The sequence below is a fragment of the Pseudomonas sp. FW306-02-D09B genome (assembly GCF_058782685.1).
The window spans coordinates 21504-36203 of sequence record NZ_JBYSXY010000001.1 but is presented as its reverse complement, the minus strand read 5'-3'; the positions used below and the strand labels follow the sequence as shown (position 1 = coordinate 36203).

The window sequence follows — 14700 nt, the reverse complement described above, 5'->3', positions numbered from 1 at the left end:
GTGGGAGCGAACCGACCATGCTCGACTACAACCTGATCTGGGAAAACCTGCCGCTGTATTTCAGTGGCGCGTTATTGACCCTAAAAGTACTTCTGATTTCCCTGGCTTTTGGCCTGATGCTGGCCATTCCGCTGGCGTTGATGCGCGTCTCCCGCTCGCCGCTGATCAACTTCCCGGCCTGGCTCTACACCTACGCCATTCGTGGCACGCCGATGCTGGTGCAGCTGTTTTTGATCTATTACGGCCTGGCACAGTTTGAAGCGGTACGCCAAAGCGTGCTCTGGCCGTACCTGTCCAGCGCGACCTTTTGCGCCTGCCTGGCCTTTGCGATCAACACCAGTGCCTATAGCGCAGAGCTGCTGGCCGGCAGTCTGAAGTCCACCCCCAACGGCGAGATCGAAGCCGCCAAGGCGATGGGCATGTCGCGCCTGACCCTGTACCGCCGCATTCTGCTGCCGTCGGCCCTGCGCCGGGCGTTGCCGCAGTACAGCAATGAAGTGCTGATGATGCTGCAGACCACCAGCCTGGCGTCGATCGTCACCCTGGTCGACATCACTGGTGCGGCGCGCACGGTCAGCTCGCGGTTCTACCTGCCGTTCGAAGCGTTCATCACTGCCGGCCTGATCTACCTGGTCCTGACCTTCATTCTCGTGCGTCTGTTCAAGCTCGCCGAACGCCACTGGCTGGCGTACCTGGCCCCACGCAAGCACTAAGGAAATCCCATGGAGCACATTCACTACGTTCTACCCTGGAGCGCCTGCGGCACTGAACGCACGCTGTCGCTGTTTCGATTTGGCAGCGGCTCACGCAAGGCTTACATCCAGGCGTCCTTGCATGCCGACGAACTGCCCGGCATGCGCGTCGCCGTCGAACTCAAGCGCCGTCTGCGCGAGCTGGAATTACAAGGCCGCCTGACCGGCGTGATCGAACTGGTGCCGATGGCCAATCCGATCGGCATCGGGCAAATGTTCCAGGCCACCCATCAGGGACGCTTCGAATTCAACAGCGGCAAGAACTTCAACCGTGACTTCCCGGAACTGGCCGAAGCCGTGGCCGTGCACCTGAAAGGCCAACTGGGCAAGGATGCCGAGGCCAATGTGGCGCTGATCCGGCGTGCCATGATCGAGGTCATTGCCGACATGCCGCTGGCCGAATCGGAACTCGACGGCCTGCGCCGCCTGCTGTTGCAGCACGCCTGCGATGCTGATGTGGTGCTGGACCTGCACTGCGATTTCGAGTCGATCATGTTGCTGTATGCGCTGCCGCAAAACTGGCCACGCCTGCGCTCACTGGCTGCACGCCTGAACGCCGGTGCCGTGCTGTTGGCCGAGGACGCTGGCGGCAATGCCTTCGATGAAGCCTGCGCTATTCCCTGGTTGCGCCTGGCCGAACTGTTCCCGCTGGCGAACATTCCACTGGCCTGCGTGGCGACCACCATCGAACTGCGCGGCATGGCCGACACCGAACGTGAACCGTGCATGGCCAGTGCCGAACAGATCCTCGGCTACCTGGCCGAACAGGGCCTGATCAGCGGCGACTGGCCAGACGCGCCGGCCACCTGCTGCGATGCGACGCCCTTCGCCGGTGCGCAATACGCTTATGCGCCACACCCCGGTGTGGTGAGTTTTCTGCAACCGTTGGGTGCCCGGGTCTCGGTCGGCGACCCGCTGTTCGAAGTGCTCGACCCGCTGACCGATCGTCACAGCGTGGTGAAGGCCAGCACCGACGGCATTCTTTATGCCCGCGAACGCCTGCGCTTTGCCCAACCGGGTTTGTGGCTGGCCAAGGTCGCAGGCTCTACCCCCATTCGCCAGGGTCGCTTGCTCAGCGACTGACTCAAGAGAATCGACACCATGAACACACTTGAAATTCAGGACCTGCACAAACGCTACGGCACCCACGAAGTGCTCAAGGGCGTGTCCCTGGAAGCCAAAGCCGGCGACGTGATCAGTATCATCGGCTCCAGTGGCTCGGGTAAAAGCACCTTCCTGCGTTGCATCAACCTGCTGGAGCAACCCAACTCGGGCAACATCCTGCTCAATGGCGAGCAGCTGAAACTGGTCGCCAACAAGACCGGTGGACTCAAGGCCGCCGAGCCAAAACAGCTGCAACGCATGCGCTCGCGGCTGGCAATGGTGTTTCAGCATTTCAACCTCTGGTCGCACATGAGCGCCCTTGAAAACGTCATGGAAGCGCCGGTGCATGTGCTGGGCCTGGACAAGAAACTCGCCCGGGAAAAGGCCGAGCACTACCTGAACAAGGTCGGCGTGGCCCATCGCATGGGCGCTTATCCGGCGCACATGTCGGGTGGCGAACAGCAGCGCGTGGCGATTGCTCGCGCGCTGGCGATGGAGCCGGAAGTGATGTTGTTCGATGAACCGACCTCGGCGCTCGACCCGGAGTTGGTCGGCGAAGTGCTTAAAGTCATGCAGGACCTGGCCCTGGAAGGTCGGACCATGGTGGTGGTGACCCACGAAATGGGTTTTGCCAGGGAGGTGTCGAACCAACTGGTGTTCCTGCACAAAGGTCAGGTCGAAGAACGTGGCAACCCGCGTGAAGTGCTGGTCAACCCACAGTCCGAACGCCTCCAGCAGTTCTTGGCCGGCAGCCTGAAGTAAGCCGCTTGCCGACCGTTCCGGGTGCTGCACGCCAACGGTCGGCTTCGGATACACTGGCGCGCACTCATGTCAGGGACCAGACCTGGTCCCTTCCAACCTCCTGCGGATGTTGAGCCGGTTATGCCTACTCCTTCGAAAAACACCACGGTCTACGCCGCGCCGGTCATGCGCAAACTGGCAGAAATTCTTGCCGACTTGCAGCCGTCACTGCGCAAGGTGGCAGACTTCATCCTGCGTCATCCGCTGAAAGCCGCGACACTCACCATCGAAGAGATGGCCCATGAAACCTCCACCTCACCAGCGGCGGTCAACCGTCTGGCCAAGGCGTTGGACCTGGGCGGTTACAGCGGCATGAAAGCCGAACTGGTCGCGACCTTGCAGCAGATGGTCTCCCCGGTGGACAAACTGCGTAACGAGCTGGCGCACCGCCCCGGTGGTGCGTTCGGGCTGCATGAGCAGATCCAGAGCGCCACCAGCAACCTCGGCACCGCTGGCACCAACAATCACCCCGACACCTTCGAAGCCGTGGTCACCTGCCTGATCGAGGCGCGCAAGATCTACATCCTCGGGTTTGGCAACAGTGTCTACATGGCCGGTCTCGCGGCCTCGACACTGATGCCTTTCTGCGCCGACGCCACGGCGATCAGCATGGAAGGCGGCAACGAAAACGCCGCCTATCGACTGGCTGCAATTACCGATCAGGACGTGCTGTTGGCGATCTCGCTGCCGCGTTATTCCCTCGACACCCTGCAACTGTCGCGCTTTGCCCATGAGCGTGGCGCGACGGTGCTGGCGATCACCGACTCGCCCGCCTCACCCTTGACCCACATTGCTCAGCACGTGCTGTTTGCGCCGGCCGACCACCCGGTGCTGACCAGTTCCAATATCGCGGTACTGGCACTGATCGAAGGCCTGGTTGCCGGCGTGATGGCGCGTAACAAAGAGGCGGTGAAGCTGGCGACCGAACTCACCGAAAGCGTGATGAATTACCTGCACATTCCCGGCAGCAGCAAAACCCCGAAAAAGTGAGACGGCGGGTCACAGCCACCAGCGCAGCAGGAAAAAGAAGCCCATGCTCAACAGCATGCTGATCAGGGTACTGCGGGTGTAGAGCACCAGGCCGATGGCGACCAGTGAACTGATCAGATACGGATTGTCGTACTGCAGATTCAGTTGATGGTCGGGCATGAACACAATCGGCCCGCAGATCGCCGTGAGCATGCCCGGCACCGCAAATCCGAGAAATTGCCGCGCGTTGCTGCTCAGGCGCACGGGCAACCGTGGTTCAAGGAACACATAGCGGTTGAGGAAAACCAGCATGCCCATTCCGAAAATAACCGCCCAGACCATCATGTGCGCGCTCCATAAAACTTGTTGCAGACAAACCCGGCACTCATTCCCAGCAAGCCGGCCAGCACCAGCGCCGAGCCCCAGTGCCAATAATTGAAGAGCACCGAGCAGAACAGCGACACCGCCACACAGACAACCGTCGGGACGTTGCGCACCACGGGGGTGATCAACGCGATAAACGTGGCCGCGATGGAAAAATCCAGGCCCAGGTGTTCGAGGCCCGGAATGCTGCTGCCCAGCACAATCCCGGCCAGGGTGAAGAGATTCCACGCGACATAAAAGGTCAGGCCCACCCCGAGGGCGTACCAGCGATTGAACTGCCGTTGGTCAAATTGACTGGTCAACGCGAACAGCTCGTCGGTGAGCAAAAAGCCCAGCCCCACCCGCCAGCGACCCGGCAACGGCGAAACCACCGGACGCATGCTCATGCCGTACAGCAGGTGTTGCGAGGTCAGCAGCAAGGTGGTCAGCAGAATCGAGAAAATCCCGGCGCCGCCCTTGAGCATCCCGATCGCGACCAACTGCGCAGCACCCGCAAAGACGATGCTCGACAGGCCCTGGCCTTGCAGTGGAGTGAGGTTGGCCTCAATGGCCATCGAACCCGCCAACAGCCCCCATGGCGCAGTCGCCAGGGACAAGGGCATGACGGCAGCGGCACCGCGCAAGAAAGCACTGCGCGGCAATAGATTGTCAGACATAGCGCTCTACAACGAAGGAAAGGTCGCCAACTGTGTCAGCCGATCAGCCCCCTGTCTTGAACAATCTTGCGTAATTGCACATCCAGGCGCAGGCAGGTGATTGAGCACTGGCCGGTAAAAAGTACTGCTCGATATACATGGCAACGACAGGAGATGGTCTATTTTTAATGGGTGTCGACTTCGGGTCGTTTGAGTGCAGGTGAACCTTATCGCCGGATAGCCGGTCGATAGGTGCAGCCCAGGGTCTGTACGAAAACTCGCCGAGCGGCGATCAGGCAAGGCAAAAACAGGCGAGGAACGGCTGGGGTCGCACCCGACTTTAGGGGCCTAAATGAGCATTATCCGCTGCGCGGCCCCTTCGGGCCGTCCTTCGGACGTTCTCACTCCGTTCGTCCGAGCCTGTTTTTAACGCAGTCTGGTCGACGCGCAGGCAGTTTTCGTACAGAGCCTAGCCAGGTTTGCCGGTGACCCCGTCGGTAGTAGCAACTGGCCCGTATCATTTGCTGGAGAACGCCCCCTTGATAACGACCCGACGCATGGCCACGCTTAAAGCCTGGGGCGCCCACGGTTTTACCGCAACCGGCGTGGTGACCGCCTTCCTGGCGACCCTCGCCTTGTTCGATAACCAGCCCAGGGCCTGCCTGCTGTGGCTGGGCGTGGCGCTGATCGTCGACGGTGTGGACGGCGCGCTGGCGCGCAAGGTGAATGTGCAAACGGTACTGCCGCATCTCGACGGCTCCATACTGGATCTGGTCATCGACTATCTGACCTACGTGTTCATCCCGGCCCTGTTCATCTACCGTTACATCGACTTGCCAGCCTATACCCCGCTGCTGACTACCTCGGTGATCCTGGTCTCGTCGCTCTATTGCTTCTGCAACGTCAACATGAAGAGCAAGGACAATTACTTCCAGGGCTTCCCCGCCGCGTGGAACGTCGTCACCCTGTGCCTCTACATCATTGCGCCGACACCCTGGCTGACGCTGCTGACCATTATCGGCCTGGCGCTGTTGACGGTGACCCGGATGAAGTTCCTGCACCCGTTTCGGGTGCGGCGGTTCATGCCGATCAACATTGCCGTGACGTCCATCTGGTTGCTGTGCAGCCTGTCACTGGTCCTCAACCATCCGACCGCCAACCCTTGGGTCATGGGGCTGTGGCTGGCGATGTCAGCTTACTTTCTGGGGATCTGCATCTGCCGCTCGGCCGCAGACTGGCTTGAGCGCAGTCATCATTAATGGAGGCATGAATGCCTATCCATATCGTGCAATTGGGCACACCCCGAACACCCCATGAAGGGCTGCGCCTGGGCACTGTCCGCCGCCCACCGCGCGGCGTTCCGAAAGCCGAATTCGCCAGCCGCGACTACTACGACACCTGGCTCCCCGTCCTGTCGCCCAGCGCAGAGCTGGTAACAGAAGCCAAAGCCGCGGAAGACGAAAAAGACTGGGAAGCCTTTCGACGTAAATTCAAGGCCGAAATGAACCACCCTGCCCCTAGCCAACTGCTCGATTTGCTGGCTGCCCTGTCCCATCAAACCTCGCTGACCATCGGCTGCTACTGCAAGGAAGAACGCCACTGCCATCGCTCGGTGTTGCGGGAGTTGTTGATTGCTCGCGGGGCACAGGTTGCAGCGCTTGAAGAGGTGTAGTTGGCTGTTTGCTTCGAGGGGCGTTGGCGACGGGATGTGAGCGGCAGAGTTCGGCTGTGGATTCAACCGGTCGATGGGAGATGTATCCAGGCGAGACAGTTGAAGAGCATCTGTCGGCAACCCGGACGACGGCAAGCGATACGCTACACTTCCCTGGCTCTGCCGCGGCACCTGAGGTGCCAAACCCTCGTCTCCTGATCTGGAGGTATCCAATGAGCGCTAACAACATACTCACTTCCTTCACCGGCTGGGCCGCGACGGCAGCCGGCGCGCCACTGGAGCGCTATAGCTACGATCCTGGTCCATTGGGGGAAGAGGAAGTAGAAGTCGCCGTGGAGTATTGCGGCGTCTGCCACTCCGACCAGTCGCTGATCGATAACGAATGGGGCATCAGCCAGTATCCCTTTATCCCCGGCCACGAAGTCGTCGGCAGTATCGTGCGAGTCGGCGCACAGGTACGCGGTCTCGACGTGGGGCAACGGGTGGGCATTGGTTGGTACAAGGGCAGTTGCATGCATTGCTCCTCGTGTATCGGAGGCTCCCACCATCTGTGCGGCACCGTCCAACCCACCATAGTCGGCAGCAACGGCGGCTTCGCCGACCGCCTGCGTTCGCACTGGGCCTGGGCCCTTCCAATACCGAGCGGACTCGACCCGGCCATGGCGGGCCCGCTGTTCTGCGCCGGCTCGACGGTGTTCAACCCGCTGGTGGAATTCGACGTCAAGCCCACTGACCGAGTCGGCGTGGTGGGCATCGGCGGCCTCGGTCATCTGGCACTGCGCTTCCTCAACGCCTGGGGCTGCGAAGTCACGGCCTTTACCTCGTCATTGAGCAAGCAGGACGAAGCCAGGCGCCTGGGCGCGCACAACGTAGTCGCCTCGACCGACAGTAACGCGCTGAAGTCCATCGCCGGCACTTTGGATTTCCTGCTGGTCACCGCCAACGCCGACCTCGACTGGCCAGCCATGCTCGGAACCCTGCGCGGCAAGGGCCGCCTGCATTTTGTTGGCGCCGTGCCTGGCGCGATTCCAGTGCACGTGTTCAATCTGCTTCCCCAACAAAAGAGCCTGTCCGCCTCGCCGGTCGGCTCGCCCAGTACCACAGCGACCATGCTGGAATTCTGCGTACGCCATCAAATCCTGCCGCAGGTCGAGCACTTCCCCATGAGCCGAGTCAACGAAGCCATCGATCACCTGCGCAGTGGCAAGGCTCGTTATCGCATCGTGCTGGATGCCGGTAAATGACTGAATGGCGCGTGGGGTGACGCCCGTACGCGCCTTTAAACTGCGCTCCCCCCTTCACTGGCTCGAACGGAGAAGGCACCGACTTCTCCGTTTGCCTCGCACGATTCGTCAATGGATGGTTTGGGATCATCGAGAAACTTCGGGGGGTGTAAAAAACTAAAGGGGGGAAGCTATGGTTTAAGACGCGTTTTGTCTCGCGAGAGACATCCGCTTTGGGCCGGTTACATCCCCTCGCGACAGGCAGCAATCGGCCCAGAGTGTGTAAAAACGCTTCGCCAAAATTGAAGTGTGCGCGTCTACGTTTAATCTGAAATTTATCGACCCGTCAGCAGATGTGGATTTCGCGTAGAAGCGCGATTTCCCGTCCAGTTTTGAGTGCCTGTCGTGCTCAAAAACGTTTTTACACACCCTCGGCCATTAGTTGCCCCCCTAAAGCGCAGATATCGGCCAGGAGCAGACATTCGAACCGCCGACCAATACACTGCTGCGACAATCGTACTCAAAAAATTTTGTGCAAATGTTCACACAAGAAGAAGGGTTTCAAATGAGTCTTGATCTGTGCCTGGAAGCGGATAGTGCACTCACAGCCCCGATACTGGGGAAAGCCTTAAATAATGCTGGTGCCTGGGAAATCATCGTTGCTGGCGACAGATTGGAAGCTACCTTTATCTCGGGACTAACGTTGAGTACCGATGGCGTAACCACGGACTCTAGGATTTATGCTGAGAATACGAAGGGCATCGACTTCCGTGTTGCTATGCGTTGTAGCATCAGAATCAAAGGCCCCGAGCCGGAGGGGCAGTCTGCTATGGAAGATCTGGACAAAATAGCCCAATCCATCGCTCAGATGTGCTCGTCCCTCTTCCTGATAAGCTTCCAGCTCGAAGAAACATTGTACTGGCGGGACGCAGCGGGGCTGCATCGTCCTGGATGCCAGAGCCTCCAAAAACAATGACGAATCTACCTGGACGCACTCTGTCTACTACTTGGCATTTGCGGCACATCTCAACGAAATGGCTATTAGCTGCTTTTCGCGATGGGCCGTTTTAGATCGGTTCCGGCCTGTCTCGACCGCAATAAAACGGTAAAAAAGCAGATGCTTGAACATGAAGCATGTTAAATCCAGAATATTTACTAAAAGAAAATGTACATGAAGAAGCTAAGTAATGATTTCAGTGGAGCACTCCGATCGTTTGCGTACTTCATGGCAAGTGGAAGCCACTACATGCTTGAAAACGTGGAGTACCTCGACATTTATGGCTCTGAGCCGAGTGCAATTGAGATGGTCTTCGCGATATTCGCGAACGTAATAGAGATGGACAGTGAAGGCAAGGTGCTAAATTTCACCTACGCCCAAAGAAGAGCGACTGACTACTTAAGGTCATACTGCGACCCATCGTTCAAAGTAACGCCGCCTCTTGAAGACTGGGAAACTGAGTTCTATGGACCGCCCTCACTCGGACGCTAAGAAATGGCTTTAGCTCGCAGACACGAGGGACCCGAAGCAGATGCCTGTGACTCTTTCTCCACCGAAACACAGGCATTTGAGCGATAACTCCTTGTATATGACAGCTAGTGGTCTAGCGCTTGGCTGAGCGGCCGCCGCTTCTTACTGTTCGCTGGTCAGATCACCTTGCAGTTCCCTGAGACCTGCCGGACTTGAATAGAGGTTTTCCAAAGCCAATGTTTCAGCCAGTTGCTGCGGCGAAAGCGCTTTCTCTTCCTTCTCAAGCTGCATGCGCATGGGGTCTGCAATATCGCTCGGCAGCGTCTGTTTGAGCGCCACACGCAATAATCCGCAAGCCTTGAGCTTGTTACTTTTGATGCCCTGCCCATTATCGAGATGAATGGCGAGGGTAACTAGCGCCACAGCGTTTCCTTGAGTGGCCGCCTGCAACAACCAACGATTCGCCAGTGGATAGTTCACTGGCACATCACCGCCACTACTGTAGAGGTAGCCGAGGACGAACTGTGCGTTGACCCGGCCCTGATCGGCAGCGCGGGTATACCAATGCAATGCGGCGGGTAGGTCTTTGGGGGTGCCAGTGCCATGTAAAGTGGCCGCTCCCAACATTTCGAACGCAAGGCTATCGCCGGCATTGGCCGCTTGGGTTAGCAATTTCACCGCGTGTTGAGGGTCTGCTGGAATCCCTTTACCAAAGAAATAGAGAGTACCTAGTAGCGTTAGAGCCTCGGCATCGCCTTGAGCGCCTGCCTTGCTAGCCCAGTTGAAAGCCTGCTGGTCGTTTGCCTCAATTCCGTTACCTTTGTAATAAAGGGTAGCTAGTTGTCGTTGAGCTTTGGCATGACCTTGCTCTGCAGCCTTGCTGAACCATGTCGCAGCTTGGGCAACGTCCGTCGGCATATCCAGGCCCGCAATACTTGCAACACCCATATAATACTGGGCGTCTGCGTTCCCGTGATCGGCCGACTCAGTTATCCACTGAAGCCCCTTTGGTCGATCAACGTCGATACCTCGACCGTAATATTGAATGATGCCGAGCTTGTACTGCGCGACACGGTCCCCTTTTTCTGCTGCACGTAAGTACCAGTCTGCGGCTTTGCCAGGGTTGCGGCCAACTACCAGGCCCTCCTCATAGGCTGAGGCGATCAAGACAGTGAGGCTGTAAGGGCTTCGCCACAGGGTGACAACGAAAGAAACAAGAAGAAATGCCACGAGGCTGAGAAATAGAGCAACTAAGGACCGGCGCAATTTCGAATCCGTTCATGAATGGTGAGCGGGAAGTGTATCGATGCTTCTACGTACTGCCTATGAGTGCCCGCATCTGGTCGATTTTTGCCTGCCACAACCGGTTGAAACCGACCCAAAGCGGACTTCTACACTCTCTGATTGAATAAGCTATCGCCCACCGCACGATACTGATCAACACTTGGACTTGAACGAATGACAGACAATCCTTTCCGTATTCCAACAGATGCTGAAATTTCTGACGCAGAGAGCAGGCTCGATTTTCGCTTTCCCGATGAATATATCCACTTCCTGAAAGGTGGCAGCGATGTCGCAAACGCCGCATTTGAACCAGCGGTGATTTTGGGGGGATGCAGCCATCTGGATATCTTTGAAATTGCCGAAGCCGCCTGGGCCCAGGGCGTGCCTCGGGATTGGTTGCCTTTCATTGAAGACAACAGCGACTACTTCTGCATATCGCGGGCTGGAGTTGTTCGATACTGGTCACATAACGGAAGTACAGACGAAAATTGGCCAACCTTTGCCGCCTGGTTCGAACAGGTCTGCATAGCCCTTGAGTAGTGTCTGTACGATATCTGCAATTCATTCCAAGTGTCCGCTGCTGGCCGTTTTCTTCCGGTCGCACGATTTTTACCAGTCACGAATGGCCGAAATCGACCCAATGCGATCATCGAGATTGTGGCCAGTGTAAAAACGCCTGGCACTCTCTCGCAGCCGACTTCAGGCGGAGCAGAATGCCAAGCTATCAAGATCGATCTCGGCGTAGCTCCCCAAATCGCCCTTGTAAAGAGAGATCCTGAACACTCCCAGCTCGGATTGTAAGAACTCAACAAGCTTTCTAAGGCTACCGTTTTTAGACATCGAAGTCGGACGTACTACCGTTGCCTGTCCGGGTTCGTCATCGTAAATTCTGATCAGAAACACATCCTCTTCATTCTGAATGTCGTAGTTATAACCACGGTATTCATATCCAATATCGTGGTCGACATCATCAAAGCGAGTAGATTTCACTATCTTCAAAGTAGCATCCGGCATTCGGGTTCCATAGGAGGATCGCCTCGTGAAGCGCTTTATTCAAGGTGAACATCGAGGTCAAAGCACCTTACTTCCCGAGAGCCTCGACGACTACGTCAGCGATACCAATCCGGTGCGCGTAGTTGACGTCTTTGTCGACGAACTCGACCTGGTCAATCTGGGTTTTGACAAGGGTAAAAGGGGGCCAGTGAGATCAGGCAACTGCTACCGCATCAGTGGATGCCGGCCTAACTTACGCAAGGTGAGTTGGGCGGACGCTTACGCCAAGCGGACGGGTTTCGAAGAAACAGCGACCGGATGCTAGCTCCGGTCGCTGTCGTGAAGGGTTACGCTATGCAGGCATTAAGCGCTTTTGTATTTGTAATATTCGTCGGAGCGAACCCATTTCCCCAGGTCTACGTTCCTCCAGTCGGGTGTGATTGCACTGGATAGTGCCCCTGAGCCCGTCCGTGATGTATCGATGGTTCCTATGTCGGAAAACGAAACCGTGTCGCGCCGACCTTTATAGGTAGTGCATTTCAGCACGAACGTCCCGTTCTTCTCATCGATGCTTTCCAGTATGCCTTGTACGGCCAGTGGATTCCCGCCTCCGCTCTTTTTCACGCGCCAGACGAGCAGATACCGGTTGAGTGATTGCTTGAGGTGGGCCGCCACTTGAGCACGGGTGACATACTCATTGACATAAGCAGCACAAGCCGTGTTGACGGGGCTGAGGATATTTCTGATCTGCCGCTTCTTGTTGTAGTACTCCCGCATAGGGTCCGCACCAAGTTCTTCGGAAGAATAGATGGTGCTTTGGCTTGCGAGGTAATGGTAGGCGTCGCTCGAGGCCATTTCGGCAGCGGCAGCATCGGCAATCGCATCAATGCCCTCCTTACCAGGTGCAGCCTTGGCTGCGTCATCGGTTACGGATTTGATGGCGCTGGTGATGAGATCGTTGCCAGCACCTTGGCCCTCGTGGTAGGCGGTACAGGCTGCCTCGTAGGCGGTGTAGGCAGCTTCAAGCGCGTCGTTGTCTACGTTCGCTTTCTTGGCAGCAGCGAGTGCCTTGCGGGCCTTGTCGAAGGCGACGATGGGCGCCCCCTTGTCGAAGGCGACGATTAGCACTCCCCAAACCAGTGCATACACCTGGGCATCCCGCAGCGCCCGCACCACATCCGGGTCAGTAGCCGCGTCCTTTTTTTCCGTGATGATAGCGAGGCGATTTTTTACCGCGTCGTAGGTTTTGCAGTCGCGAATACTTGAGAGCAACGCGTCCAGTTCTGTAGCCATAAATCGGACTCCTTGTCTGATCAAATTGGAAAGGCGCTGGCACTTATGTTTGCCAGCCTGTCCATGTATAGGCCACCTTTTGAGAGGCTGCCACTGTCAGTTTGTTTTTTTCTTACAACGACTTACAGGTGATTGGCCGGTAGATCCGGGAGTGGACTTCGAAGACGACACAGTGAACAGCCCAGGTTCTGCCACCGTCCGCGCGGCACGGGGGATCTACGAGGTAGATTTTCTTCTCCCAGACAAACGCTGAACATGAGCAAGAGGTGTTGCGCAGACGCTTACTTTCGGTCCAGGCTTTCGCCAAAGCCACGGATCATCTGCAACAACGACTTCACCCGCAGCGGCAGATTCCCGGCCGGGTACACCGCGTGCATCTGCGGGCTTTCGCCGCTGCTGGAGGTGAGCGTGTATTCGGGACAGACCCGAAGCAGGCGCCCCGCTTCCACTTCGGGCTCTGCGATCCAGTCCGCCAGACGGGCGATGCCGACGCCCGCCAGGGCCGCCTGGAACACCGCCGAACCGGAGTTGAAGCGAAACTTGGGATCGGCCCGAAAGCTGATGGCCTGCGTCTCACTGCGAAAATTCCAGTCTTTTAGAATCCGCGGCGCCGTGTGCAGGATCAGCGAGTGCGCCTCCAGCGCTTCGATGGAGTCGGGTGTCCCGCGCCGCTCCAGGTACCCGGGGCTGGCGTACAGGTATCGTGAATAACTCCAGAGCGCAAAGCCGATCAGGTCACTGGATTGCGGATACCCGCCACGAATCGAGAAGTCCAGTTTGCTCTTGGCCGGGTCGATGGTGTCATCGGTGAAAATCCCATCGACGCTCACGTCTGGATAACGCTCACCGTACTGCGCGATCAGCCGGGGCAATACCCCGTGGCCGAGAAACTCGGGGGCGGAAAAGCGGACCCAGCCGTAGGCCTGGCCGCTGATTCCGGCCAGGTCTTCATCCGCCTCACGTTGCAGATCCAGCATTTTGTAGGCGTGGGGCAACAAGCGCTCACCCGCCTCGGTCAAGCTCACGGCATTGGACGAGCGATTGAACAACTTGACCCCGACACTTTCCTCCAGGGCTTGAACAGCGCGGGTCAGCGAACTGGGGGAGCGCCCCAGAGAACGTGCCGCCGCGACAAAACTGCGCTTGCGAGCCACCGTCGCAAAGGCTTCAAGTTCCCCCAACATATCCAGTGCCATTCACCACCTCGTTGCACTTTTCACAATGTGGCATTGCAACACAAAAAAAGCCGTTCCGTTAACCTTCCCGCTCAATCCACACCGCTGGACCTTCACCACTCCTTCATCGTCAGGGCCTGATTTCATGATCGATATTGTCATCCTTTGCGTGTTCGCCTTTGCTGCCGGCCTGATTGATGCGGCGGTCGGCGGCGGCGGACTGATCCAGATACCTGCGCTGTTCAACGTGCTGCCCACGGCGCAACCCGCGGCACTGCTGGGTACCAACAAGGTCGCGGCAGCCTGCGGCACCGCATTCGCAGCCCGGTCTTTCGTGCGTAAAGTGGTGATCGACTGGGGGCTGGTGATTCCCGCTGCCTGTGCGGCCTTTGTCATGTCCTTCTTCGGCGCGGCCACGGTGTCGTCCGTCCCGCAGTCGGTGATCCGGCCGGCAGTGCTGGTGTTGATCGTGCTGATGGCGATCTACACCTTCTGGAAAAAGGACTTCGGCGCCCTGCACAAACCCATGCACATCGGCACCCGGGAGAAACTGCTGGCGATCGTCATCGGCGGTGCGATTGGCTTCTACGACGGACTGTTCGGTCCCGGCACCGGCAGCTTCCTGATCTTCCTGTTTATCCGCTGCTTCGCCTTCGACTTCCTGCATGCCTCGGCGTCGGCCAAACTGGTGAACATCGCGACCAACGTCGCGGCGCTGATCTTCTTTATTCCCACGGGTAACGTGCTCTACCTGATCGCCCTCCCCATGGCCGCATTCAACATCCTCGGCGCGCTGACCGGCACCTGGCTGGCGGTGCGTAAAGGCGTGCCCTTTGTCCGGGCGCTGTTCCTGGTGTTGCTGGTGATCCTGATCAGCAAACTGTCTTACGACCTGTTCGTGTGAACCCGAAGAAAACCACAGGCATCCAATGCTTGATCGCGCATTC

At 57.9% G+C, this 14700-nt stretch carries 17 protein-coding genes and 1 pseudogene; 12 read left to right on the top strand and 6 right to left on the bottom strand.

From position 1 onward, the window contains the following. The first annotated feature begins 17 nt into the window (after nt 1-17). From AC3WK5_RS00195 to AC3WK5_RS00180, 4 genes are all read left to right on the top strand, one after another. On the top strand, nt 18-713 hold the full coding sequence (locus AC3WK5_RS00195; RefSeq protein WP_103317259.1) for an ABC transporter permease: 696 nt from the start codon (nt 18-20) through the stop codon (nt 711-713). Nucleotides 714-722: 9 nt separating this feature from the next. Continuing rightward, on the top strand, nt 723-1835 hold the full coding sequence (locus AC3WK5_RS00190; protein WP_103317261.1) for a succinylglutamate desuccinylase/aspartoacylase family protein: 1113 nt from the start codon (nt 723-725) through the stop codon (nt 1833-1835). An 18-nt stretch (nt 1836-1853) separates the two neighbouring features. Then, complete coding sequence (locus AC3WK5_RS00185; protein ID WP_019689777.1) at nt 1854-2618, top strand: ABC transporter ATP-binding protein; 765 nt, start codon at nt 1854-1856, stop codon at nt 2616-2618. A gap of 120 nt (nt 2619-2738) precedes the next feature. Continuing rightward, nucleotides 2739-3647: a MurR/RpiR family transcriptional regulator gene (locus tag AC3WK5_RS00180; RefSeq protein ID WP_103317263.1), complete on the top strand. Its 909-nt coding sequence runs from the start codon at nt 2739-2741 to the stop codon at nt 3645-3647. A gap of 9 nt (nt 3648-3656) precedes the next feature. Here the strand turns inward: AC3WK5_RS00180 and AC3WK5_RS00175 are convergent, their stop codons facing one another. Then, nucleotides 3657-3968 (bottom strand): AzlD domain-containing protein, encoded by a 312-nt coding sequence (locus AC3WK5_RS00175; protein ID WP_162491294.1) that lies wholly within the window; start codon nt 3966-3968, stop codon nt 3657-3659. Next, nucleotides 3968-4666 (bottom strand): AzlC family ABC transporter permease, encoded by a 699-nt coding sequence (locus AC3WK5_RS00170; protein WP_103317265.1) that lies wholly within the window; start codon nt 4664-4666, stop codon nt 3968-3970. The genes AC3WK5_RS00175 and AC3WK5_RS00170 overlap by 1 nt, the downstream gene beginning before the upstream one ends. 518 nt (nt 4667-5184) lie before the next feature. Here AC3WK5_RS00170 and pcsA point away from each other — a divergent pair. The 5 genes from pcsA (at nt 5185) to AC3WK5_RS00145 (ending at nt 9029) form a co-directional block, all read left to right on the top strand. Continuing rightward, nucleotides 5185-5904, top strand: a complete 720-nt coding sequence (gene pcsA / locus AC3WK5_RS00165; RefSeq protein ID WP_054597897.1) for a phosphatidylcholine synthase — start codon at nt 5185-5187, stop codon at nt 5902-5904. An 11-nt stretch (nt 5905-5915) separates the two neighbouring features. After that, nucleotides 5916-6317: a DUF488 domain-containing protein gene (locus tag AC3WK5_RS00160; RefSeq protein WP_103317267.1), complete on the top strand. Its 402-nt coding sequence runs from the start codon at nt 5916-5918 to the stop codon at nt 6315-6317. Nucleotides 6318-6529: 212 nt separating this feature from the next. Beyond that, on the top strand, nt 6530-7561 hold the full coding sequence (gene ahr, locus AC3WK5_RS00155; protein ID WP_103317269.1) for an NADPH-dependent aldehyde reductase Ahr: 1032 nt from the start codon (nt 6530-6532) through the stop codon (nt 7559-7561). A gap of 544 nt (nt 7562-8105) precedes the next feature. Beyond that, nucleotides 8106-8516: a hypothetical protein gene (locus tag AC3WK5_RS00150; RefSeq protein WP_103317271.1), complete on the top strand. Its 411-nt coding sequence runs from the start codon at nt 8106-8108 to the stop codon at nt 8514-8516. Between the two features lie 195 nt (nt 8517-8711). After that, complete coding sequence (locus AC3WK5_RS00145; RefSeq protein WP_103317274.1) at nt 8712-9029, top strand: DUF7677 family protein; 318 nt, start codon at nt 8712-8714, stop codon at nt 9027-9029. Between the two features lie 141 nt (nt 9030-9170). On the opposite strand, the gene AC3WK5_RS00140 is transcribed toward AC3WK5_RS00145, so the two are convergent. Continuing rightward, complete coding sequence (locus AC3WK5_RS00140) at nt 9171-10274, bottom strand: tetratricopeptide repeat protein (protein WP_103317276.1); 1104 nt, start codon at nt 10272-10274, stop codon at nt 9171-9173. A gap of 192 nt (nt 10275-10466) precedes the next feature. On the opposite strand from AC3WK5_RS00140, the gene AC3WK5_RS00135 reads away from it, so the two are divergent. Next, nucleotides 10467-10832: an SMI1/KNR4 family protein gene (locus AC3WK5_RS00135; protein WP_103317278.1), complete on the top strand. Its 366-nt coding sequence runs from the start codon at nt 10467-10469 to the stop codon at nt 10830-10832. A gap of 159 nt (nt 10833-10991) precedes the next feature. Here the strand turns inward: AC3WK5_RS00135 and AC3WK5_RS00130 are convergent, their stop codons facing one another. Continuing rightward, nucleotides 10992-11306 carry a hypothetical protein gene (locus AC3WK5_RS00130; protein ID WP_256585241.1) on the bottom strand — a complete coding sequence of 105 codons (315 nt, stop codon included), beginning with the start codon at nt 11304-11306 and terminating at the stop codon, nt 10992-10994. 25 nt (nt 11307-11331) lie between these two features. Here AC3WK5_RS00130 and AC3WK5_RS00125 point away from each other — a divergent pair. Continuing rightward, nucleotides 11332-11475: pseudogene (locus AC3WK5_RS00125) on the top strand (IS5/IS1182 family transposase); the annotation flags it as partial. A gap of 173 nt (nt 11476-11648) precedes the next feature. Here AC3WK5_RS00125 and AC3WK5_RS00120 read toward each other — a convergent pair. Together AC3WK5_RS00120 and AC3WK5_RS00115 are read right to left on the bottom strand one after the other, a co-directional pair. Then, entirely contained in the window at nt 11649-12578 is a 930-nt protein-coding gene (locus AC3WK5_RS00120) for a hypothetical protein (protein ID WP_103317280.1), read from the bottom strand. A 281-nt stretch (nt 12579-12859) separates the two neighbouring features. After that, a complete protein-coding gene (locus AC3WK5_RS00115; RefSeq protein WP_103317282.1) occupies nt 12860-13774 on the bottom strand; it encodes a LysR family transcriptional regulator in 915 nt (304 codons plus the stop codon). Between the two features lie 124 nt (nt 13775-13898). Here AC3WK5_RS00115 and AC3WK5_RS00110 point away from each other — a divergent pair, with 124 nt between their 5' ends. Beyond that, a complete protein-coding gene (locus AC3WK5_RS00110) occupies nt 13899-14657 on the top strand; it encodes a sulfite exporter TauE/SafE family protein (protein ID WP_103317284.1) in 759 nt (252 codons plus the stop codon). The last annotated feature ends 43 nt before the right edge of the window (nt 14658-14700 follow it).